The sequence below is a fragment of the Lysobacter sp. P5_B9 genome, from assembly GCF_054049835.1.
In genome coordinates, this window is the sequence record NZ_JBFULP010000005.1 from 240862 (window position 1) to 261143 (window position 20282).

Below are 20282 nucleotides of genomic sequence, written 5' to 3' on the forward strand. Positions count from 1 at the left end.
CTTTTTCCTTATCAGGCCAAAGGCCCGGTGTAGCCCGGTCATTGCGCTCATTCATGGCACCATATCTGCATGTCCGATGCCCCCGTTCTTGATCTCGCGACCATCCGGCACGGCTGTGCGCATTGTTCGCTGCAGCAGCTGTGCCTGCCCGCCGGCATCGATCCAACGGAATTGCAGCAACTGGACGACATCGTCAGGCGCCGGCGGCCCGTCGCGCGCGGCGAGCGGCTGTACCGGCCCGGCGACGCCCTCACGGCCGTGTACGTCGCCCGCGACGGGGCGTTCAAGACGGTCAGCATCAGCGAGGAAGGCGAGGAGCAGGTGGTCGGCTTCCACCTGCCGGGCGAACTGATCGGCCTCGACGCACTGGGCGCCGGTACGCACCGCTGCGAAGCCGTCGCGCTCACCTCGGCGAACGTGTGCGAGGTGCCCTTCGACCAGCTCGCCACCATCGCCGCGCAATTGCCGAGCCTGCAGCACCAGCTGCTGCGCGTCATTGGCCGGAGCGTGGGCCGCGACCAGGATCACCTGGGCATGCTCGTGCGGCGCCAGGCCGGTGAACGCATCGCGCTGTTCCTGCACGGACTCTCGGAGCGCTATCGCAACATTGGCCAGTCGGCGACGCAGTTCAAACTGCCGATGAGCCGCGAGGACATCGCGCATTACCTCGGGCTGGCGCTGGAAACCGTCAGCCGCGGCTTCACCCGGCTGCAGGAGGATGGTGTGATCGATCTCGCGGGCCGTCGCGTCGACATCCGCAACCCCGCCGAACTGAGCCGGCTCGCGCATAGCGCCGAGCACGAGGAACCCCGGCGCAGCGCCAGGGCCTGACGCGGCTACGCCGGCAGGCTGCGGCACCCCAGCGCCGCCAACAGCCCATGCACCGCCGGCGCCTGCATCAGCAGCGGCGCGGCGAGGGTCAGGACACCCGCGAACAACACGGCCAGCCCCATCGCCGTGCGCCAGCCGCCGCGCTGCAGGCGTTGCCCGAAGCGAGCGCCGGCCCAGGTCAGCGGCAGCATCACCGGCAACGTGCCCAGCCCGAACGCCGCCATCGTCAATCCGCCGTGGAAGGCGCTGGCCTGCAGCCACGCGGCCGCAAGCAGGGTCGTGCTGAGACCGCACGGCATCCAGCCCCACAACACGCCGAGCGCCATGCGCTTGCCCACCGTGTCCGCAGGCAGCAGGCGCCGCTGCAATGGCCGCAGCCACTGCCAGAGGCGGCCGGCGGGCGCGCCAAGGAAGGCGAGGCGCCCCTGGCGATCGAGCAGGCGCAACGCGGCCACGATCAGGACCAGGCCCACCGTCGCGCGCAACGCAAGCGTGAGTTCCGGCATGCGTGCGATGTCGAGCAGCTGGTGGCCGACGCCGCCCACGATCGCGCCTGCGAGCGTGTAGCCCAGGACGCGGCCGAGGTTCGGTTGCAGCGCCATCCACCAGCCGCCGCGCTGCTGCACCGAGAGGCCGGCGGCGATTCCACCGCACATCGCCGCGCAATGCGCGCCGCCGAGCAGGCCGCTCAGCAGGGCGCCGCCGATCACCAGCCAGTCAATCGGCATCGCGCTCCTCCTGCCCGGAGGCCGGCGGCTCGTCGTCGTCGACGAGGATGTCGAGTCCCGGCGTGTCGAGGTCGTCGAACTGCCCGCGCTTCACCGCCCACACGAAGGCGCCGATCGCCAACAGCAGCAGCATCAGGCTCAGTGGCACCAGCAGCAGGAGGATGTTCATGCGCGCACCTCCGCGGCGACGCCATCGCGCAGCGGTGGCTCCACGGAAGGCGCAGTGCCGCGCGCGAGCCGCAGCGCATTGAGGGTGACCGCCAGCGAGGACAACGCCATCCCGAGCGCGGCGATCCATGGCGTCACCATGCCGGCCATGGCCAGCGGCAAGGCCAGCAGGTTGTAGCCAAGTGCCCAGCCGAAGTTCTGGCGGACGATGCGCCGCGTGTCGCGCGCGAGCGCGATCGCGGCGGGGATGCGGGTGAGTGCGGGAGAGGCGAGCACCAGGTCGGCCGCGCGCTGCGCCAGCGCGGCGCCTTCACCCATCGCGATCGACACGTCGGCGCCAGCGAGCACTGGCGCATCGTTGAGGCCGTCGCCAACCATCGCGACGCGACGACCCTGCTGCTGCAGCTGCCGCACGTAGGCGAGCTTGGCTTCGGGCGTCTGGCGTGGGTTTGCCTCGGTGATGCCGAGCGTCGTGGCCAGCCGATCCACGGCCGCGTGCGCATCGCCGCTGCACAGATGCACGGCGATGCCTTCGCGCCGGAGCGCATCCAGCGCTGCGCGCGCATCGATGCGCTCGCGTTCGCGGACTACGAAGCGTGCGAATGCTTGCCGGCCGTCGCCAAGCCAGAGCGCGCCATCGTCCTTGCCCCCGCACGCGTACGGCGCATGGCCGAGGCGACAGCGGTCGGCTCCGAGCGTGCCTTCGATGCCATGGCCGGCGATGGCGATGAGGTTGCTCGCCGACTCCGCTTCGGCGTGCACGGCATCGGAAAACGCCTGCGCGAGCGGGTGTCCGCTGTCGCGCTCCAGGGCCGCGGCAATCCGCAGCGCGCGGGCGCGGTCCATGCCGCCGAATGTGTCCGCTTCCACCAGCCACGGCTTGCCATCGCTCAACGTGCCGGTCTTGTCGAAGACCACGTCGCTCGCGCGCGCCAGCCGATCCAGGGCGTCAGGACGCAGCGGCAGCACGCCCAGTTTCGCCAGCGCGCCGTTCGCGGCCGCCAATGCGGCGGGAACCGACAACGACAGCGCACAGGGACAACTGATCACGAGCACGGCCAGGGCGACCTCGAAGGCACGGGCCGGTTCATGGACGCGCCATGCAAGGAAGGTCAGGACCGCAGCTGCCAGCATCGCGAATACGAACCACGAGGCGATCCGGTCCGCGGCCTGCGCGAGTGGTGGACGATGGGCCTGCGCCTGTTCGACCAGGCGCGCGAGTTGCGACAGCCGGGTGGCGGAGCCGGTGGCGGTCACGCGTATGCGCGCAGGACGTTCGCGGCAAACAGTCCCCGCAAATACCGGCATGCCCGCGGTCTTGTGCACCGCGTGCGCTTCGCCGGTGAGCAGCGATTCCTCGAAGCCGGCCTCTCCGTCCAGCAGCACGCCGTCGGCGGGCACGGCTTCGCCCGCCGCAATGCAGGCCACGTCATCGACCACGAGCGTGGCGAGCGGGACGAGTTCGCGTGAACCATCCTCGCGCTCGCGCGTGGCGAACGCCGGGCGCGCCCGCGCCAGCGCATCCACCTGCGCGGTCGCGACGTTGCGCACGCGCTGTTCCAGCATCCGCGCTGCGAGCAGGAGGAAGACGAACATCACGGCGGCGTCGTACCAGACCTGCGGACCGCCGCGCAGGGTTTCGACCAGGCTGGCGAAATAGGCAAGCAGGGTCGAGGTCGCGATCAGGGTGTCCATGCCGGGGCGGCGATGGCGAAACTCGCGCGCGCAACCGGCCAGGAACGGCCAACCCGCGTAGAACACCACCGGCGTTGCCACCAGGAAGGTCACCCAGCGCAGGAAGTCGCGCATCGCGTGCGACATCGATCCGGACGTATCCAGGTAAAGCGCCTCGGCGAACATCATCGCCTGCATGGCGCCCAGCCCGGCGACGCCCAGTCGCAGCAGCCAACGGTTGCGTTCACTGCGACGCGCGCGTTCGCGGGCTTCGCCGGTGGCGAGATAGGGCCGGTACCCCAGCGCCATCAGGCGGCGCAGCGGGGAGGACAACGACGTGCGCGCAGGATCCCAGGCGATGCGGATGCGGCCGGTAACGGCATTCGCGTTGACTTCGAGCACCCCCGGCTCGCGCGTGAGCGCGCGGTCGATCAGCCAGGCGCACGCGGCGCAGCGCATGCCGTCGGTGAGCAGGGTCAGCTCGCGCCCGCCCGGAACGTTGCGCGCGTGTTCGTCCAGCACTTCCGCGCGGTCCCACAGGGCGATGTCGGACTGATCGACGGACACGCGCGTGGCCAATTCACTGCGTAGCCGATAGTAGTCGTCGAGGCGCGCGTCGCGGATCCATTGCGCCGCCGCCGCGCAGCCGTCGCAGCAGAAGGCGCGCTCCGCGCTGTCGAGGCGCAGGCGGGCCGGGACGGCGGGCAACGGTTCGCCACAGTGGAAACAGTCCGTCGCAGCGACTTGGATCGCGCCGTCAGCGCGCGTGGCCCGGGCAATCGTGGCGGGCGTGGCGGTCATGCCGCTTCATTCCCCCGCCAACGCGGGTCGCAGGTACGTGGCCTGTTGCCCCGAGTGCCAGCGGCCCCGCAGCCTCCAGGCGCCATCGGCGGGGCGCAGCTCCACGTTCCAGTCGTGGCTGAGGTCGATCTCGCCGTCGCTGCGCCAGCCTGTTTTCACGGGCAGGAGGGCAATGTCGCGATCAAGCGCGGCGCGCGCAGGATGGTGCAGCGCCAGGACCAGCCTGGCGTTGCGGTCGAAGCCGCCATCGACCGGCAGCACTTCGACGATGCCCTTGCCGGTACGCACGACCGCACTGAGCTGGAGTTGCTGCGCGGCCGCGTCGGGTCCGAGGTCGGCCACCTGCACCTGGGCGGTCCGCTGGACCTCGTCCGCGACCAGGTCGTTGTTGCCCGACGACCGCTCCGCCACCACCAGCAGGGCGATCGCCGCGATTACTGCCGCGGCCGGGATCGCCGCCACCAGCCACACCATCGGTTCGCGCCAGGCGCTGCGCTTCACGCGATTGTCGAGCGTCATCATTGCGTTGGTCCAAAGAAACTGCTTTCCACGGTCTTGCGCACGCGGCCATCGGCCGAACGCACGTCGAAGCGCACTTCGTGGCGCCCGTGCGTGCCCGCTGGCGCGGTGATGGTGAGCGGCACCGAGGCGACATCGCTGGCGGGCACCACTATCGCCGGCATGTCGCCCAGCACCAGTCCATCCTTGCCGCCGGCCAGGGTCACGATGTAACGCTGCGCCTGCGCGGTCTTGTTGACCAGCTTGAGCGTGTAGCCGTTCTCGATGCCGGTGTCGGTCTGCCGATAGAGCGCATTGCGGTCGCGCAGGACTTCCGCGATCAGCGGCGTGCGCAGGGCGACGCCGACCGCGAAGCCGCCCAGCAGCAGGACCAGCAGCGCACCGTAGATGAAGACGCGGGGCCGCAGCACGCGGGTTCGCTGGCCATCGAGCGCGTTCTGCGTGGTGTAACGGATGAGGCCCCTCGGAAAACCGACCTTGTCCATCACTTCGTCGCAGGCGTCCACGCACGCACCGCAGGCGATGCATTCGTACTGCAGGCCGTTGCGGATGTCGATGCCGACCGGGCAGACCTGCACGCAGATCGTGCAGTCGATGCAGTCGCCCAACTGCTCCGGCGGGAACTTCGGCAGCGGTTCGGACTCCTTGCCGGCATCGAAGGTGATGGTGCCGCGCGCCTGCAGGCGCGCGTCGGCGGCGCTGGGATGGCGGCTGGCGCGGAACACGTAGTCGTAGGCGGCGACCTTGTCGAGCAGGCCGCGGCCGCGCGCGATCACGCCGCCCAGGCCGCGCTTGCGCGGGCCGCGCGGTTCGCCGCGCATCGGGTCGTAGGCGATCAGTAACGTGTTGCGGTCGAACATCGCGCTCTGGAAGCGCGCATAGGGGCACATGTACTTGCACACCTGTTCGCGCAGGAAGCCGGCATTGCCCCAGGTGGCCAGGGCATAGAACAGGATCCAGAAAGTTTCCCAGCCGCCCAGTTCGAACGACACCAGCCGCGTGCCGAGTTCCGTGATCGGGGTGAAGAAGCCGACGAAGGTGAATCCGGTCCACAACGCGAACACCAGCCACAACGCGTGCTTGGCGCCCTTGCGCAGCAATTTATTGCCCGACCATGGCGCGGCGTCGAGCTTCATGCGGGCGTTGCGGTCGCCTTCGGTCCAGCGCTCCATCCACAGGAAGGTTTCGGTCCACACGGTCTGGGGGCAGGCATACCCGCACCACAGGCGTCCGGCCAATGCGGTGAAGAAGAACAGCGCGACGCCGGCGATGATCAGCAGCAGCGCCAGCAGCGGGAAGTCCTGCGGCCAGAAGGTCAGGCCGAAGACATGGAACTTGCGCGCCGGCAGGTCGAACAGCACCGCCTGCCTGTCGTCCCAGCGCAGCCATGGGAACGCATAGAACATGCCGAGCAGCCAGAACACCGCCGCCGTGCGCAGGCGGTCGAAGCGGCCGGTGACGTCGCGTGGGTAGACCTTGCGTTCGCTGACGTAGAACGAGCGCTCCTCGTCGGCCAGTGCAATGTCGATGGACTTGCTCAACTGCGGATCCCTCGGGAAATTCCGGCCACGCTGCCGCTCAGTGCAGCCGGCGGTTGAAGCGGCTGGACGGGCGCAGCAGCCACCAGGTGAACAGGCTGGAGGCCGCCGTTGCCAGCCAGAACATGAAGAAACCCACGGTGTAACCGAGCTCGCGGGTCAGCGGTAGCGACGGGAACGTGAGGTCGCGTAGCTCCAGCGGATCGACGAAGGCGAAGAACACCATCGTCGCCACGCCCGCCGCGAAGAAGCTCGGCCACAGGATCGCGCCGACACGTTGCGCGAGCGGACGGGGCGGGTGGTCGAAGCCGGGTTCGATGAAGTCCGGCTTGCGGGGCTGCCATTGCGGGGTTTCGCTCATGCGCTCTCCGCCGTGAATGCCGTCATTTCGCGGCCTTGCCCGTGCGTGCCGCGCCCGCGCCGGGCTTGTTGTGCGACAACGACCAGACGTATGCGGCAACCAGCCGTACGCGGGTTTCGCCCAGTAGCGCGCGGTGCGCTGGCATCGAGCCGTGGCGGCCCTTGGCGATCGTCTGGTGCAGCGCCTCGTTGCTGTTGCCGTAGAGCCAGTAGTCGTCCGTCAGGTCGGGTGCGCCCATGGCCTGGTTGCCCTTGCCATCGACACCGTGGCATGCGACGCAGATGCCTTCGTACAGCTTCTTGCCCTGCGAGGCCATGTAATCGTTGTACAGCGACTTGTCGGGATGCGAGAGCGTGCGCACGTAGGCGACAACGTAGTCGACCGCGTTTTCGCCGCCCATGCCGGTGAGCACCGTGCCCCATTCGGGCATGACGCCTTCGCGGCCATCGAGCACCGTTTCCAGGACCTTGTCCGGCGTACCGCCCCAATGCCAGATGTCGTCGGTCAGGTTGGGGTAGCCGATGGCTCCCGTCGCGGACGACCCGTGGCAGGTGGCGCAGGTGTTGTTGAAGATCGAGCGGCCCAGCTTCACGGCGTCGCCGTTGGCCGCAAGCACATTGATCGGCTGGCCCTTGAACGGCGCGAACGTCTCTTCCAGCTTCGCGTCATACGCGGCCTTGCTCTGGGCGTGTTCCTGTTGCGACGTCCACTTGCCGTAGCCGGCGAAGTTGCCGAACCCGGGAAACCACGCGATGTATCCGATGCCGAAGATCAGGGTGATCCAGAACAGGTTGATCCACCATTTCGGCAGCGGCTTGTTGTACTCGGTGATGTCGCCATCCCATATGTGGCTGGTGTCCTCCGGCTTGGGATCGCCGGGACGACGCTTGGCCGTCCACCACAGCAGCCACGCGCAGCCGACGATGTTGAGAACGATGATGGCGATGACATACCACGACCACGCGGTGCTCATCGTTCGTCCTCCCGGGTGCCTTCCACGCGCATGTCTTCATCCAGCGGCAGTTGCGCCGCCTCCTCGAAATCCCGATGGCGGCGCGGACTCCATGCCCAGGCCCATCCGCCCAGGAACACGACCAGCAGGATTGCAGTGACGATTCCGGAAACCATGGCTCAGCCTCCCCGCGGTGCGTGCTTGCCGAGGCCCTGCAGGTAGGCGACGACGGCGTCCAGTTCGGTCTTGCCGGCCACGTCCTGCGCCGCCTTGCCGATCTCCGCTTCGGTGTAGGGGTCGCCCAGCCGCTTCAGCGCGCGCATGTGGGCGGTCACTTCGGCGCCGTCGAGTTCGTTCTTCTCGAGCCACGGGAACGACGGCATGTTCGACTCCGGCACGACGTCGCGCGGATTGGTCAGGTGCACGCGGTGCCAGTCGTCCGAGTAGCGGCCGCCGACGCGCGCCAGGTCGGGGCCGGTGCGCTTGGAGCCCCATTGGAAGGGGTGGTCGTACACCGACTCGCCCGCCAGCGAGTAGTGGCCATAGCGCTCGGTCTCGAAGCGCAGCGTCCGGATCATCTGCGAATGGCAGTTGTAGCAGCCCTCGCGCACGTACACATCGCGACCCGCCAGCTGCAGCGCCGGGTAGGGCTTCACGCCCGGCAGCGGCTTGATGGTCTCCGCCTGGAACATCAGCGGCACGATCTCCGCGAGGCCGCCGAAGGACACCACCACCGCGATCAGCACCGCCATCAGGCCGACGTTGCGTTCGATCTTCTGGTGCGCGTTGCCGCCATATTCTTTCTTGTCGCTCATCTCGGCTCCTCAGGCGCGCGCATCGCTGATGTCGGGGGCGAGTACCGGCTGCGGAGCGCGCGCCGGTGCCATCGCGAACGTTTTCCACATGTTCAAGGCCATCAGTCCCATGCCGGACAGCACGACGAGACCGCCGCCCAGGCGCACGAGGTAGTAGGGATACGTGGCATTGAGCGCCTCGACGAAGCTGTAGGTGAGGGTGCCGTCGGCGTTGGTCGCGCGCCACATCAGGCCCTGCATGACGCCAGCGATCCACATCGCCGCGATGTACAGCAGCACGCCGAAGGTGTGCAGCCAGAAATGCGTGTCGATCCACCTGGTGGAGTACATCGATTCACGGCCAAGAAGGCGCGGCAGCAGCGAATAGATCGCGCCGATCGAGATCATCGCCACCCAGCCCAGCGCGCCCGCGTGCACGTGGCCGACGGTCCAGTCGGTGTAATGCGACAGCGAGTTGACCGTCTTGATCGACATCATCGGCCCCTCGAAGGTGGCGATCATGTAGAAGCTGATCGCGACGATCATGAACTTCAGGATCGGGTCGGTACGCAGCTTGTGCCACACGCCCGACAGCGTGAGGATGCCGTTCAGAGCGCCGCCCCACGACGGCGCGAGCAGGATCAGCGAGAACACCATGCCGAGCGACTGCACCCAGTCGGGCAGGGCGGTGTACTGCAGATGGTGCGGGCCCGCCCACATGTAGACGGCGATCAGGGCCCAGAAGTGCACGATCGAAAGGCGGTACGAGTAGATCGGACGCTGCGCCTGCTTCGGCACGAAGTAGTACATCATCCCGAGGAAACCGGCGGTCAGGAAGAAACCCACCGCGTTGTGGCCGTACCACCATTGCGCCATCGCGTCGACCGCACCGGTGTAGGCCGAATAGGACTTGGTAAGCCCCGCCGGCATGGCCATGTTGTTGACGATGTGGAGCAGGGCGATGGTGAGGATGAAGCTGCCGTAGAACCAGTTCGCCACGTAGATGTGGTTGACCCGGCGCTTGACGATCGTGCCGAAGAACAGCACCGCATAGGCGACCCACACGACCGTGATCAGCAGGTCGATCGGCCATTCCAGCTCGGCATATTCCTTGCCCTGGGTCATGCCCAGGGGCAGCGTGATGGCGGCGGCGACGATCACCGCCTGCCAGCCCCAGAACACGAAGGCGGCGAGCTTGTCGGAGATCAGCCGTACATGGCAGGTGCGCTGCACGACGTGGAGCGAGGTGGCGAACAGAGCGGAGCCGCCGAAGGCGAAGATCACCGCATTGGTATGCAGCGGACGCAAGCGGCCGTAACTGAGCCAGGGAATGCCCTCGCCGATCGTCGGCCAGTACAGCTGCGCGGCGATCAGCACACCCACCGCCATCCCGACGATGCCCCACACCACGGTGGCGATGGAGAACTGCAGGACTACCTTGTCGTTGTAGAAACCGTACCGTGCGTCGGCGGCAGGAGCGGGGTTGGACGCCGGGGCGCCACCTGCGGTGGGTCCGGCGGGAATCGCGTCATTGGAGGTCATGGGAGGAGGCTCGCTTCGACGTCTCGTATTTTGGGTTTCCGGGGAAACCCATTCTTGATCCGGATCAATCAGATCAATCGGCGCCGCGACCATCGGGCGAACATCGCATGGGCGCGTTCACTGCCAACATGCCTTTGTCCTCTCATCCCGGGCGCAGGGCAATAGGCCCATGGGCCAAGGCAAATTGCCCGGGGAATTGAGCTGGATCAAGGCGCCGGGCCCCGCACGGGTGCAGGATGCAACTCCCGCAATCGCCGGTTATCGAGGAGATCGCCATGGATCTGCTGGTTCGCGCCACGCGTTATCCGGATTGGGATGCCGGCGTCGCCTTCGCGGCACGCCTGGCGGGGCAGTTGCGCACCGGTCTGACCGGGCTGCACGTGGTGCAGGGCGGCATTCCCCCGGTGTGGGAATACGACTCCGGGTTGCTTCTGGCTGAATACGCCGCCGCCATCGACGAACAGGTGCGCGACGCGGAGAAGGCCGCGCCCGTGTTCGAAGCCTGGGCCGAATCCAGCGGGGCCGTCTTCCCGCGTTGGCTGGTGGCCCGGGGCCATGTCGGCGATGCGCTGCGCTTCACCAGCAATTGGCACGACCTGCTCGTGCTCGCCAGGGATGCGGACGAGATGTGGAGCGGCCCCGCCGCGCTGGCTTCGATCATCCTGCACGCGGGCCTGCCGTGCCTGGTCGTGCCGCCGGGGCACCAGGCGCTCGGCCTGGACTGCGTCGTCGTTGCCTGGAACGGCTCGATCGAGGCCATTCGCGCCCTGCATGGCGCGCTGCCGCTGTTGCGGCGCGCGAAGCGCATCGTGCTGTTGACGGGCACGCGCAAGGCGATACTGCCACCCGTGCGGGTGCCGGAGTTCGCACTTGAGCAATGGTGCCGCCGGCACGAACTGCCGGTCGAATTCGAGGTATTGGACGCCACCGCCGACCAGGGCGCACCGATTCTCGAAGCCGCGCATGCCGCCTATGCGGACCTGCTGGTGATGGGCGCCTACGGCCATACGCGCTTCACCGAACGCATCCTGGGCGGCGTGACGCGCTTCATGCTGGAAAAAGCCGACCTGCCCTTGTTGATGCGGCATTGACGTTGCAGCGGCGTCGCATCGCGCGGGGTCGTTCCGCGGTGATCGCGACTGTCCGATCGCGCGCTGCCGAGCCCGCCATCGCTGGCGTTGAACGCGCGCGCCCTTCGATCCGCGCGTGGCAGAGTCGAAGGACGCCGGGTGGAGTGAAGCAACGCCGGCGTGGCGTTACTTCGTCACCACCAGCTTGCCCTTCATCAATGCCGAATGACCGGGGAAGGAGCAGAAGAAGGTGTAGTCACCGCCCGCCTTGAGCTTGCTCCCGGCAAACGTGGCCTTCGTGCTGGCGCCGCCGCCGACGACCGGAGTGGCGGCAATCACCTCGGCATCGCCCTTGGGCACGTAGCCCGCCGCGGCACCGGCTTTCGTGCCCGCGGCGGTAATCGCGTTCATGTCCGCCGTCTGGCTGATGACCACGTTGTGGCCCATCGCCTGCGCGGGCATCTTGCCGACATGGGTGAGCTCGATGGTGATCTTCGGGCAGGACGCGGAAACCGTGGCGGTCTTCAGGTCGTACTGCATCGCATCGTTGCCCGTCAGCTTGAGCGTGCAGTTGGGGGCGGCGTGGACGAGGGAAGCGGCGCCCAGGAGCGCCAGGCCGAGCAGTGCTTTCGAAGTGGATTTCATGGTGTCACTCTCTGACTTGGGGGGTGCGGATTTCAAACCCGCCATGCGGACGCGATTGACGGGCAGTGTTCCGTCTTGTTCGCCCGCAATCCGCTTACGGCTGGGTGGCCTTGCGTACGGCGGCGAGGAACTCGGGATCGGGGCGGGTGCCTACCTGCTCGGTACGCGCGAGGATGCGGCCATCCTTGTCGAGCAGCACCAGCGCACTGGTGTGGTTGAACTCGCCGTCGGCGAGTTGGCGGAAGCGGATGCCCAGCACGCCGGCGACGGTGCGCACGTCAGCGGCAGGCGGCGCCGACAGCGTCCAGCGTCGCGTATCTAGGTTGCGCTTGTCGGCGATGGCCTTGAGCGCGGCGGCATCGTCGCGCGCCGGATCCATGCTGATGAGCAGGATGCCCAGTTGCTGCTGCTGCGCTGGCGTGAGGTTCTTCTCGATCGCCTTGCCCGAGTCGACGATCAGCGGGCAGATGTATTTGCAGGAGGTGTAGAACATCGACACCAGTTGCGGCTTGCCGCGCCGCAGCCGCCAGTCGCTGGCCTGGCCGGCCTGGTTGGTCAGCAGCAGCGGCAACTGATAGACCGAATCGCGCGGTAAGGGTGGCGGCGTTGTGGGTGCGGCCAGCGTGGCGGCGCTCAGCAGCGTGAGCAGCGCTCCCGTGCAGACGGCAATTGCCAGGTTCCTGAATTTTTTCATCGAGCGCTCCTCGCGCAGCGGAATCCGAGGTTGGCGGTGGCGTCACTGCCTTCCAGCGAGGACAGCATCGCCACTCGCATCAGCACCGCGTAGTTCTCGCGGTCGTCCATCGACAGTGCACCGGCACCGCAGAATTTGGTTTTGTCGGCATCGCCCTGGTTGCGGTTGTCGCCCGACACCAGCAGCGATGAATAGTCGTCGGTCCATTCCCACACCAGGCCGTGCATGTCCTGCACGCCCCAGGCATTGGGCGCCTGCAGGCCGGCGCGGGGAAGGGCTTGATTGGAAGGGCGCGAGTACCAGGTCAGGATGCGTTCGCGCCAGGCCGGGTCCTTGCGTGCGTCCTTGCGGGTTTCGTCGGCCGCGGCGGCGTACTCCCATTCCGACCAGGTCGGCAGGCGCGTACCGATCGACTCGCAGTAGGCGTTCGCCGCGAACCAGCTGACCCAGGTGACCGGTTGCCCCGGCTCCGCTTTCGGGCCCAGTTCGGTCGCGCCCTGCCAGTGCGACAGGTAGCGCGGTTCCGCGAACACGCGGGCGACGCGATCCCGCTGCCACTGCGGATGCGTCTTCACGAACGCGAGGAAGTCCGCATTGGTGACCGGTTTGCGCATCAGCGCGAAGGGCGCGATGCGCACGCCGCCCTTCGCGTCTTCGTACTGCAGCGCCGACTTGAACGTGCCGCCCGGCATCGGCGCGAACAACCCGGCGGCGGCGGCGAGGCCGGCGACGGGAAGTACGAGCAGCAGCAGGGCGGACACGCGGCGCATGGCTCAGTGCTCCGCCGCTGCGGCGGGCCCGCCCGCCTTGCGACGCGCGGCGACTTCGTCCTTGTCGATCTTGCCGCCCGGATTGCCCCAACTGTTGAGCACGTAAGTGCCGATGTTGGCGACTTCGTCATCCGTGAGCTGCGACATCGGCGGCATCACCGAGTTGTAGTCCTTGCCGTTCACGGTCACGGGGCCGGTGAGGCCATGCAGCATGATGTCGACGATGCGCTTGGGATTGGCCTTGATCAGGTCCGACTTCGCCAGCGGCGGGAATACGCCTTCCATGCCTTCGCCGTTGGGCTGGTGGCAGGTCGAGCAGGTGCCGGCGAACAGTGCCTGGCCGGCCTTGATCTGGTCTTCGGCGGTCAGCGCGCCGGTCGTAGCCGCGGTGGCTGCCTGGGTGACGGCGGCGAGGTTGGGCTGTGCGCGGTCGCCGATGTACATCGCATCGACTTCCTTGCCCGAGTAGATGTCCTTGCGCTCGGCACCGTCGGCCTTGAGGATCGCCAGCGCCCCCTTGTTGAAGGCGCGGAAGATCGAGTGGTCGACGAGGACGTAGCTGCCCGGCACTTCCAGGTGGAAGTCCATGATCGCCGCGCCGCCCGAGGGAATCAGCGTGGTCTGCACGTTTTCCTGGAAGCGCGTACCGCCCTCGAACCAGACCTTGTCGAAGATCTCGCCGATCACGTGGAAGCTCGACACCAGGTTGGGGCCGCCGTTGCCGACGAACAGGCGCACCGTTTCACCGGTCTTGGCCGTAAGCGCCTTGTCGCCGGTGAGGGCGCCTTCCATGCCGTTGAACAACACGTAGGTCGGGTGCTCCTCGATCGCCTTCTCCATGTCGAAGGGCTGGTGGCCTTTTTCGCGGTACTTGCCGGACGTGTAGAAGTCGCCCTGCATCACGTAGTACTCGCGGTCGACCGGGGGCAGGCCTTCCGGCGGCTCGACCAGGATCAGGCCATACATGCCGTTGCCGACATGCATGCCGACCGGGGCGGTCGCGCAGTGGTAGACAAACAGGCCTGCGTTGAGCGCCTTGAAGGTGAAGCGCGAGACATGGCCGGGCGCGGTGAAGCTCGACGCGGCGCCGCCACCGGGGCCGGTGACGCCGTGCAGGTCGATGTTGTGGGGCATCTTGCTGTCGGGCATGTTGCGCAGGTGGAAGACGACGGTGTCGCCCTGGCGCACGCGGATGAAGCTGCCCGGTACGGTGCCGCCAAAGGTCCAGAAGGTGTAGGTCACGCCTTCGGAGATCGGCATCTCCTTTTCAACGACGTCGAGTTCGACGATGACTTTCGCCGGCGCCTTGCGCCCGGTGGCGGGGGGCACGTTGGGAGGCGAGGTCAGCACGGCCTTGATCTCCGCGCCTTGTGGCGGACCGAAGTCGCCCTTCTGCGAGCCGCCCGTGTCGGTCGCGGCGGCCGATGTCTTGGCCGCGTCACCCTTGTCGCTCCTGTCGGCTTTGCATCCGGTGAGGGCGAGCGCGGCGAGCGCAACGGCGAGGACCAACGAACGGTGATTCCAGATCACTGTCTTCATTGCCAACTCCTTAGCCTTCAGAACGGGACGGACATCCCCGTGGGTTGGATCGCGACTGCCTGTGGACCGGCGTCGGTTGTGTCGGTGGTAGTCACGGCATATGCGGTGAGCGCGGCAGCGATCAACGCTGCGATGGCGATGGCGAGGAATAGCGCCGGACGGGAACGATCATCGGCATTCATTGCGGACTCCTGGACGTTTGCATCGTGGATGGGTTTCCGATGCAACGCAGTCTGAGCGTGTGGCGAAGTCCCTGATCTGATCTGGGTCAAGCCGGGTGAACACGATCACCTGCGCACTCTGCGGGTTGATCGAGGTCAAGGCGGCAGCGCTACACGGGGGGGAGCCTATCCGTAACCACAGGAGGAGCCGCCCGATGTTACCCCCCGTATGGCCGTCCGCCGTGATCGTCGCCGCGCTGGCAGCCCCGGCCTGCGCGGTCGCCGCCGAGCCAGGTTCGTCCCCCGTCCCCTCGTCCGCACCCTCGCCAGCATCCACGTCAATCGGGTTCGAATGGAATGCGCGCCTGCGCAACGAGTTCGTCGACGATGATGCATTCGCAAGCACGTCCAACGCGACCACGCTGCGCCTGCGTGCCGGCCTGCGCATGCGTTGGGCGCATGGCTTCAGTGCGTTGCTGGAAGGCGAGGGGATCGCCAGCGCCGGGGATCGTTACAACAGCGGCGCCAATGGCGTCACCACGCGCCCGGCGATCACCGATCCCGAAGGCGCCGAGTTGAACCAGGTCTACCTGGCCTGGAAGGGCGGGCATGCCGGCGCCACGCTGGGGCGGCAGCGTTTGTTGTTCGACAACCAGCGCTGGATCGGCAACAGCGGCTGGCGCCAGAACGAGCAGACCTTCGATGCAGTCGCGTTCGACGTGGGATTGCGGCCTGGCCTGACCGCGCGCTACGCATGGCTGGATCGCGTGCATCGCGTCAACGGCGACCAGGCGCGTGACGTGCTGGCGCGCGAACGCAACCTCGATAGCCATGCGTTCAACCTCGCATGGAAGCATGGCGTGCAGCAGGTGGTGGGCTACGCCCACCTGCACGACGACCGCGATGTCGCCACCGCATCGACCGCGACCTGGGGCCTGCGCGCGCTCACCGACACGGTGCGCGACGGCAACGGCTGGGGGCTGGCGCTGGAGTGGGCGCAACAAGGCGACTACGCCGACAACCCGCTGTCGTTCTCGCACCAGTACTGGCTGGTCGAACCCGCGCTCACCCGCAACGGCATCACCTGGCGCGCGGGCTGGGAACACCTCGGCGGCAACGGACGTCACGCGCTGCAGACGCCGCTGGCGACGCTGCACGCGTTCAATGGCTGGGCCGACAAGTTCCTGGTCACGCCGCCGGCGGGGCTGGAGGATCGCTACCTGGCGGCTGGCGCCGCGCTCGGACATGGAGCCTCGCTGTCGAAGCTCAAATGGGCGCTGGCCTGGCACGACTATCGTGCCGACAGCGGAAGCCAGGACTACGGCCAGGAGTGGAATGCGTCGCTGGGCTTCCCGGTACACGGCAAGCTGAGTGGACTGGCCAAGCTCGCCGACTACCGCAGCGACGGCTTCGCGCGCGACACGACCAAGCTGTGGCTGCAGCTCGAATGGGCGCAGCCATGAGTTCCGGGGAAGACAATCGCATGAGCAGGAAGATTCCCCTGGTCTATTCGTGCTCGGGCTGTTCCAGTGCCGCGCAGATGGCCAACCAGATCGCCGTCTGGCTCGACCGCAACGGCGCCGCGGAGATGTCGTGCATCGCCGGCGTCGGCGGTGGCGTGACTGCGCTGGTGAAGACCGCACAGGGCGGCAGGCCGATCGTGGCGCTCGACGGCTGCGCGCTGGCCTGCGTGTCGGCCTGCCTGGCCCGCGCCGGCGTCACCGCGGACAAACACCTGCTGCTCTCCGAATACGGAGTGAAGAAGCGCCGTCATGTCGGCTTCGACGAGGTGCTGGCCGCCGAGGTCTACGTACGCCAGGCATTGCCCGCGGCGCTCGGTCTGGCTGGCCGCGACCATGCATACGTCGCGAGTGCCGGCGGTGCGGGAGCGCAAACGCCGGACGAGGCGGCGTGAACCGCCCGGCTCCTGCGTCCCCCACGGCCGGCCGCGCCGAGTTTGCTGAATGCGGGGAGTCGACGCACCCGGGGTCGGACGCCCATTATCCGGATAGCGCCCAACTTCCCGTGCGCTATCGCATGGGGGGTGTTTCATGAGCTCATGTGCACCGGTCCGCGTCGCAGCCAGCTGCGTCGCCGCTTCCCTCCCCATCACGGTTCTTCCCATGTCGCGACCCGCCTCACTCGACACCCAACAGCTGCTCGAATGCGCCCAGGGCACGATGTTCGGCCCCGGCAACGCCCGCCTGCCGGCGCCGCCGATGCTGATGTTCGACCGTATCACCCGCATCACCGAGGACGGCGGTGCCTTCGGCAAGGGCCAGCTGGTCGCCGAGCTCGATATTCGTCCGGACCTGTGGTTCTTCGCCTGCCACTTCGAAGGCGATCCGGTGATGCCCGGTTGCCTCGGCCTCGACGCGATGTGGCAGCTCGCCGGTTTCTTCCTGCCGTGGCTGGGCGAGCCCGGTCGCGGCCGCGCGCTGGGCGTGGGCGAGGTCAAGTTCACCGGTCAGGTGCTGCCGACCGCGAAGCGGGTCCGTTACGAGATCGACGTGAAGCGCGTGCTGCGCGGCAAGCTGCGCATGGTCATCGCCGATGGTCGCACCTATGTCGACGATCGCCTGATCTACGAAGCCGAAGGCCTGCGCGTCGGGCTGTTCCAATCGACGGAGGGCTTCTGATGCGTCGCGTCGTCGTTACGGGCATGGGCGTCGTCTCGCCATTGGGCAACGACGCGGCCAGCGTCTCCAGCGCACTGCGCGAGGGCCGCAGTGGCCTGCGCGCGGCGCCCGAACACGCCGCGCATGGCCTGCGTAGCCAGGTCGCCGGCGTATGCGACATCGATCTCGACGCCGCGATCGACCGCAAGCTCAAGCGCTTCATGGGGGATGCGGCGGCCTTCGCATATGTGTCCATGCGCGACGCGATCGCCGACGCGGGCCTGTCCGACGACGCGGTGCGCGATGCGCGTACCGGACTGATCGCCGGTTCCGGCGGCGCCTCGCCGCATTGGCAGATCGAAACCGGCGACCTGCTGCGTGAGAAGGGCGTGCGCAAGGTCGGCCCGTACATGGTGCCGCGCACGATGGGTTCGACCGTGTCAGCGAACCTTGCCACTGCCTTCGGCATCCGCGGGGTCAGCTACGCGCTTTCCGCCGCCTGCGCGACCTCGGCGCATTGCATCGGCGCTGCCGCCGACCTGATCCGCCACGGCGCCCAGGACATCGTCTTCGCCGGCGGCGGCGAAGAACTGCACTGGGGCATGACCTGCCAGTTCGATGCCATGCACGCGCTGTCGACTCATTTCAACGACACGCCCGAACGCGCCTCGCGTCCTTATGACGCGAACCGGGATGGCTTCGTCATCGGCTCCGGTGGCGGCATGCTGGTGCTGGAGGATTACGAACACGCCAAGGCACGCGGCGCGCGCATCCATGCCGAACTCACCGGCTACGGTGTCACCTCCGACGGTGCCGACATGGTGGCGCCGAATGGCGAGGGCGCGATGCGTTGCATGCGCATGGCGATGGCGGGCTTGGACGGGCAGGGCGTCGGCCCGATCGACTACCTCAACACCCACGGGACCTCGACCCCGCTCGGCGACATCGTCGAACTCGAGGCGGTGCGCGCGGCCTTTGGCGACGCGGTACCGCCGCTGTCCTCGACCAAGGCGCTCACGGGCCATTCGTTGGGCGCAGCCAGCGTGCACGAGGCGATCTACAGCCTGCTGATGCTGCGCGACGGCTTCATGGCGGGCTCGGCGAACATCGACGAACTGGACACGCGTGCCGAAGGCTTCCCGATCCTGCGCGCGTCGCGCGAGGCAGCGTTGCGTACGGTGATGTCGAACAGCTTCGGTTTCGGCGGCACCAACGCGACGCTGGTGTTCCGCGGAATTTGAGCGCGGCCGGGCAGGCTTCAACACAACAAGAATTGCCCCGCGTTGCGGCCGGGGACCTTTAGCTCAAGACGGTCCTCCAGCCGGAACGGGTGATGCCCATGGTTCGAGGAAACGCCACAGGCGCCGGTCGAATCCGGCGCCGTGTGGCCAACGGTCACTTCGACACTTCGTTGAGCTTGCCGGTGTACACGTCCAGGTTCCTTTCCAGGTCCGTGTTGGTCTGCAGGCCCTGCTGCATCAACTTGCCGATGCGCTGCTGCGCGGCCGGGCGCTGCACCGAGGTGAGGAACGCCTCCCACTCCGCTCCTATCTGTTCGTTGGTCGGCAGGCTGCTGGCATCGACCAGGCGCTTGATGTCGGCGATGGTCTGCTTGTCGAACCCGGMRATGCGRCGSGCCATCGTGTCGACGAACTTGTCCAGCTCGGCATCGGGCAGCGCRCGATTGACGTAGCCGTAGCGCTCGGCGAGTTCGCCGTCGAGGTAGCTGCCGGTCATCAGCACTTCCARCGCRCGACCGCGGCCTATCAGGCGCGGCAGGCGCGCCGACGGCCCGCCGCCCGGCGCGAAGCCGGCGCCGATCTCGAACTGCGACAGCTTGGCTTTCTCGCGGCTGGCGAAGCGCATGTCGGTGGCCAGCGCCAATTCGCTGCCGACGCCGGTGGCGCGGCCGCGGATCTTCGAGATCGACACGACCGGCGCCTTGCTGATGCGCACCAGCATGTCCGGCAGCTGCGGCAGGCCGGTCTTGCCCGGCGGCAGGCTGGTGGACTCGGCCAGCGGTGGCACGAAGTCGTAATGGGTCATGAAGAAGTCCGGCACGTCGCTCTCGAACACGACCACCCTGACGTTCGGATCGGACTCCATCGCAGTCACGACTTTGTTCAACTGCGGCATCGTGTTCGGGCCGTAGAGGTTGTACGGGGGGTTGTGCAAGGTGACGCGCCAATACTCGGGCGTGACCTTGGTGAGCCGGATCTGGTCCGGGGCGTCGGTGGCCCGCTGCGGCTTGGTGGCCTTGGGAGCCGAGGCCTCCTGGGCAAACACGGGAGCGGTGAACGCGATGCCGACAGCAAGAAATGCCGTGGCGAGCAAGTTGAGCTTCATGGTGGAGTTCCAGTGGGGGAGGTGACGAATGTGGATAGTGGTTTACGCGTCGGGCAGGAGCAGGATGTTCCAGCGATCTTTGACCTTCTACACCCGATGCCCCCACACCTCCCGGGTGGTGCACCGGGGGAGTGGCGGCAAGCGCGCTCGTTTGGAGAATGGCCTGCGATTCGAAGTTACTCGCGTCGATGGGGCGCAAGAAAGACTGCATGGCGAAATACTTTCTTCCACGCGATGGAAGAATGGGTCTTTGCCAAATCGAGCCTCTGCATCGGTCTGTATCGGCCTATATTCGACGCCCCCGCCGACGCGCTTCCAGGCAACGGCAGCGGCCCGCCGATACGATTATTTCGTGCGTTGGAAGGCTGACTTCCGCGGAGCATGCTTTCTGGGCATGAAGAGGAACGCGTACATTCCTCGCCCCACTGAAGCAGTCGATGCGGCCGCTTCCGAGCTTGGAATGCACAACGGTACGAGGCACGCCAAGACGTCCTTGACCGAACTTGGAGCACAGGTCAAGGCCGCGTGATC

At 67.4% G+C, this 20282-nt stretch carries 22 protein-coding genes; 6 read left to right on the plus strand and 16 right to left on the minus strand.

Annotation, left to right across the window (positions count from 1 at the left end):
- The first annotated feature begins 69 nt into the window (after positions 1 to 69).
- A complete protein-coding gene (gene fnr, locus ACXJJ9_RS12135) occupies positions 70 to 831 on the plus strand; it encodes a fumarate/nitrate reduction transcriptional regulator Fnr (protein ID WP_457097400.1) in 762 nt (253 codons plus the stop codon).
- 5 nt (positions 832 to 836) lie between these two features.
- Here fnr and ACXJJ9_RS12140 read toward each other — a convergent pair whose 3' ends face one another.
- Genes ACXJJ9_RS12140 through ccoN form a run of 10 tightly spaced genes read right to left on the minus strand, consistent with a single transcriptional unit; the run spans position 837 to position 9908 of the window.
- Positions 837 to 1559, minus strand: coding sequence for a sulfite exporter TauE/SafE family protein (locus ACXJJ9_RS12140; RefSeq protein ID WP_457097401.1), 723 nt, complete (start codon positions 1557 to 1559; stop codon positions 837 to 839).
- Positions 1549 to 1728, minus strand: coding sequence for a cbb3-type cytochrome oxidase assembly protein CcoS (gene ccoS / locus ACXJJ9_RS12145; RefSeq protein WP_457097402.1), 180 nt, complete (start codon positions 1726 to 1728; stop codon positions 1549 to 1551). Before ccoS ends, ACXJJ9_RS12140 begins: the two co-directional genes overlap by 11 nt.
- Positions 1725 to 4202 carry a heavy metal translocating P-type ATPase gene (locus tag ACXJJ9_RS12150; protein ID WP_457097403.1) on the minus strand — a complete coding sequence of 826 codons (2478 nt, stop codon included), beginning with the start codon at positions 4200 to 4202 and terminating at the stop codon, positions 1725 to 1727. The genes ccoS and ACXJJ9_RS12150 overlap by 4 nt, the downstream gene beginning before the upstream one ends.
- A 6-nt stretch (positions 4203 to 4208) precedes the next feature.
- Positions 4209 to 4724 carry a FixH family protein gene (locus tag ACXJJ9_RS12155; RefSeq protein ID WP_457097404.1) on the minus strand — a complete coding sequence of 172 codons (516 nt, stop codon included), beginning with the start codon at positions 4722 to 4724 and terminating at the stop codon, positions 4209 to 4211.
- Entirely contained in the window at positions 4721 to 6262 is a 1542-nt protein-coding gene (locus tag ACXJJ9_RS12160) for a 4Fe-4S dicluster domain-containing protein (RefSeq protein ID WP_457097405.1), read from the minus strand. Before ACXJJ9_RS12160 ends, ACXJJ9_RS12155 begins: the two co-directional genes overlap by 4 nt.
- Before the next feature lie 37 nt (positions 6263 to 6299).
- Positions 6300 to 6620 (minus strand): hypothetical protein, encoded by a 321-nt coding sequence (locus tag ACXJJ9_RS12165; protein ID WP_457097406.1) that lies wholly within the window; start codon positions 6618 to 6620, stop codon positions 6300 to 6302.
- Positions 6621 to 6642: 22 nt separating this feature from the next.
- Positions 6643 to 7593, minus strand: a complete 951-nt coding sequence (gene ccoP, locus ACXJJ9_RS12170) for a cytochrome-c oxidase, cbb3-type subunit III (RefSeq protein ID WP_457097407.1) — start codon at positions 7591 to 7593, stop codon at positions 6643 to 6645.
- Positions 7590 to 7748: a cbb3-type cytochrome oxidase subunit 3 gene (locus ACXJJ9_RS12175; RefSeq protein ID WP_457097408.1), complete on the minus strand. Its 159-nt coding sequence runs from the start codon at positions 7746 to 7748 to the stop codon at positions 7590 to 7592. Before ACXJJ9_RS12175 ends, ccoP begins: the two co-directional genes overlap by 4 nt.
- Positions 7749 to 7751: 3 nt before the next feature.
- The gene (gene ccoO, locus ACXJJ9_RS12180; RefSeq protein ID WP_457097409.1) at positions 7752 to 8387 is read right to left on the minus strand and encodes a cytochrome-c oxidase, cbb3-type subunit II; all 636 of its coding nucleotides are present in this window, start codon (positions 8385 to 8387) and stop codon (positions 7752 to 7754) included.
- Positions 8388 to 8396: 9 nt separating this feature from the next.
- Positions 8397 to 9908: a cytochrome-c oxidase, cbb3-type subunit I gene (gene ccoN / locus ACXJJ9_RS12185; RefSeq protein ID WP_457097410.1), complete on the minus strand. Its 1512-nt coding sequence runs from the start codon at positions 9906 to 9908 to the stop codon at positions 8397 to 8399.
- Positions 9909 to 10183: 275 nt separating this feature from the next.
- On the opposite strand from ccoN, the gene ACXJJ9_RS12190 reads away from it, so the two are divergent.
- A complete protein-coding gene (locus tag ACXJJ9_RS12190) occupies positions 10184 to 10999 on the plus strand; it encodes a universal stress protein (RefSeq protein WP_457097411.1) in 816 nt (271 codons plus the stop codon).
- Between the two features lie 165 nt (positions 11000 to 11164).
- Here the strand turns inward: ACXJJ9_RS12190 and azu are convergent, their stop codons facing one another.
- The 5 genes from azu to ACXJJ9_RS12215 form a co-directional block, all read right to left on the minus strand.
- Positions 11165 to 11623 (minus strand): azurin, encoded by a 459-nt coding sequence (azu, locus tag ACXJJ9_RS12195; protein WP_457097412.1) that lies wholly within the window; start codon positions 11621 to 11623, stop codon positions 11165 to 11167.
- A gap of 94 nt (positions 11624 to 11717) precedes the next feature.
- The gene (locus ACXJJ9_RS12200) at positions 11718 to 12317 is read right to left on the minus strand and encodes an SCO family protein (RefSeq protein WP_457097413.1); all 600 of its coding nucleotides are present in this window, start codon (positions 12315 to 12317) and stop codon (positions 11718 to 11720) included.
- The gene (locus tag ACXJJ9_RS12205) at positions 12314 to 13087 is read right to left on the minus strand and encodes a formylglycine-generating enzyme family protein (protein ID WP_457097414.1); all 774 of its coding nucleotides are present in this window, start codon (positions 13085 to 13087) and stop codon (positions 12314 to 12316) included. The genes ACXJJ9_RS12200 and ACXJJ9_RS12205 overlap by 4 nt, the downstream gene beginning before the upstream one ends.
- Positions 13088 to 13090: 3 nt before the next feature.
- A complete protein-coding gene (nirK, locus tag ACXJJ9_RS12210) occupies positions 13091 to 14626 on the minus strand; it encodes a copper-containing nitrite reductase (RefSeq protein WP_457097415.1) in 1536 nt (511 codons plus the stop codon).
- A 17-nt stretch (positions 14627 to 14643) separates the two neighbouring features.
- On the minus strand, positions 14644 to 14808 hold the full coding sequence (locus tag ACXJJ9_RS12215; RefSeq protein WP_457097416.1) for a hypothetical protein: 165 nt from the start codon (positions 14806 to 14808) through the stop codon (positions 14644 to 14646).
- Between the two features lie 194 nt (positions 14809 to 15002).
- Between ACXJJ9_RS12215 and ACXJJ9_RS12220 the strand changes: the two genes are divergently transcribed.
- The 4 genes from ACXJJ9_RS12220 (at position 15003) to fabB (ending at position 18646) form a co-directional block, all read left to right on the plus strand.
- Entirely contained in the window at positions 15003 to 16250 is a 1248-nt protein-coding gene (locus ACXJJ9_RS12220) for an alginate export family protein (RefSeq protein ID WP_457097417.1), read from the plus strand.
- A gap of 20 nt (positions 16251 to 16270) precedes the next feature.
- On the plus strand, positions 16271 to 16702 hold the full coding sequence (locus tag ACXJJ9_RS12225) for a putative zinc-binding protein (protein WP_457097418.1): 432 nt from the start codon (positions 16271 to 16273) through the stop codon (positions 16700 to 16702).
- Between the two features lie 208 nt (positions 16703 to 16910).
- The gene (gene fabA, locus ACXJJ9_RS12230) at positions 16911 to 17426 is read left to right on the plus strand and encodes a 3-hydroxyacyl-[acyl-carrier-protein] dehydratase FabA (protein ID WP_457097419.1); all 516 of its coding nucleotides are present in this window, start codon (positions 16911 to 16913) and stop codon (positions 17424 to 17426) included.
- Positions 17426 to 18646, plus strand: coding sequence for a beta-ketoacyl-ACP synthase I (gene fabB, locus ACXJJ9_RS12235; protein ID WP_457097420.1), 1221 nt, complete (start codon positions 17426 to 17428; stop codon positions 18644 to 18646). Before fabA ends, fabB begins: the two co-directional genes overlap by 1 nt.
- A gap of 154 nt (positions 18647 to 18800) precedes the next feature.
- On the opposite strand, the gene ACXJJ9_RS12240 is transcribed toward fabB, so the two are convergent.
- Positions 18801 to 19751: an enoyl-CoA hydratase/isomerase family protein gene (locus ACXJJ9_RS12240; protein ID WP_457097421.1), complete on the minus strand. Its 951-nt coding sequence runs from the start codon at positions 19749 to 19751 to the stop codon at positions 18801 to 18803.
- Between the last annotated feature and the right edge of the window lie 531 nt (positions 19752 to 20282).

What these genes read in the sequence shown, in the direction of transcription:
- fnr (WP_457097400.1), top strand. Translation starts at nt 70, where the DNA reads ATGTCCGATGCCCCCGTTCTTGATCTCGCGACCATCCGGCACGGCTGT.
- ACXJJ9_RS12140 (WP_457097401.1), bottom strand. Translation starts at nt 1,559, where the DNA reads ATGCCGATTGACTGGCTGGTGATCGGCGGCGCCCTGCTGAGCGGCCTG.
- ccoS (WP_457097402.1), bottom strand. Translation starts at nt 1,728, where the DNA reads ATGAACATCCTCCTGCTGCTGGTGCCACTGAGCCTGATGCTGCTGCTG.
- ACXJJ9_RS12150 (WP_457097403.1), bottom strand. Translation starts at nt 4,202, where the DNA reads ATGACCGCCACGCCCGCCACGATTGCCCGGGCCACGCGCGCTGACGGC.
- ACXJJ9_RS12155 (WP_457097404.1), bottom strand. Translation starts at nt 4,724, where the DNA reads ATGATGACGCTCGACAATCGCGTGAAGCGCAGCGCCTGGCGCGAACCG.
- ACXJJ9_RS12165 (WP_457097406.1), bottom strand. Translation starts at nt 6,620, where the DNA reads ATGAGCGAAACCCCGCAATGGCAGCCCCGCAAGCCGGACTTCATCGAA.
- ccoP (WP_457097407.1), bottom strand. Translation starts at nt 7,593, where the DNA reads ATGAGCACCGCGTGGTCGTGGTATGTCATCGCCATCATCGTTCTCAAC.
- ACXJJ9_RS12175 (WP_457097408.1), bottom strand. Translation starts at nt 7,748, where the DNA reads ATGGTTTCCGGAATCGTCACTGCAATCCTGCTGGTCGTGTTCCTGGGC.
- ccoO (WP_457097409.1), bottom strand. Translation starts at nt 8,387, where the DNA reads ATGAGCGACAAGAAAGAATATGGCGGCAACGCGCACCAGAAGATCGAA.
- ccoN (WP_457097410.1), bottom strand. Translation starts at nt 9,908, where the DNA reads ATGACCTCCAATGACGCGATTCCCGCCGGACCCACCGCAGGTGGCGCC.
- ACXJJ9_RS12190 (WP_457097411.1), top strand. Translation starts at nt 10,184, where the DNA reads ATGGATCTGCTGGTTCGCGCCACGCGTTATCCGGATTGGGATGCCGGC.
- azu (WP_457097412.1), bottom strand. Translation starts at nt 11,623, where the DNA reads ATGAAATCCACTTCGAAAGCACTGCTCGGCCTGGCGCTCCTGGGCGCC.
- ACXJJ9_RS12200 (WP_457097413.1), bottom strand. Translation starts at nt 12,317, where the DNA reads ATGAAAAAATTCAGGAACCTGGCAATTGCCGTCTGCACGGGAGCGCTG.
- ACXJJ9_RS12205 (WP_457097414.1), bottom strand. Translation starts at nt 13,087, where the DNA reads ATGCGCCGCGTGTCCGCCCTGCTGCTGCTCGTACTTCCCGTCGCCGGC.
- nirK (WP_457097415.1), bottom strand. Translation starts at nt 14,626, where the DNA reads ATGAAGACAGTGATCTGGAATCACCGTTCGTTGGTCCTCGCCGTTGCG.
- ACXJJ9_RS12215 (WP_457097416.1), bottom strand. Translation starts at nt 14,808, where the DNA reads ATGAATGCCGATGATCGTTCCCGTCCGGCGCTATTCCTCGCCATCGCC.
- ACXJJ9_RS12220 (WP_457097417.1), top strand. Translation starts at nt 15,003, where the DNA reads ATGTTACCCCCCGTATGGCCGTCCGCCGTGATCGTCGCCGCGCTGGCA.
- ACXJJ9_RS12225 (WP_457097418.1), top strand. Translation starts at nt 16,271, where the DNA reads ATGAGCAGGAAGATTCCCCTGGTCTATTCGTGCTCGGGCTGTTCCAGT.
- fabA (WP_457097419.1), top strand. Translation starts at nt 16,911, where the DNA reads ATGTCGCGACCCGCCTCACTCGACACCCAACAGCTGCTCGAATGCGCC.
- fabB (WP_457097420.1), top strand. Translation starts at nt 17,426, where the DNA reads ATGCGTCGCGTCGTCGTTACGGGCATGGGCGTCGTCTCGCCATTGGGC.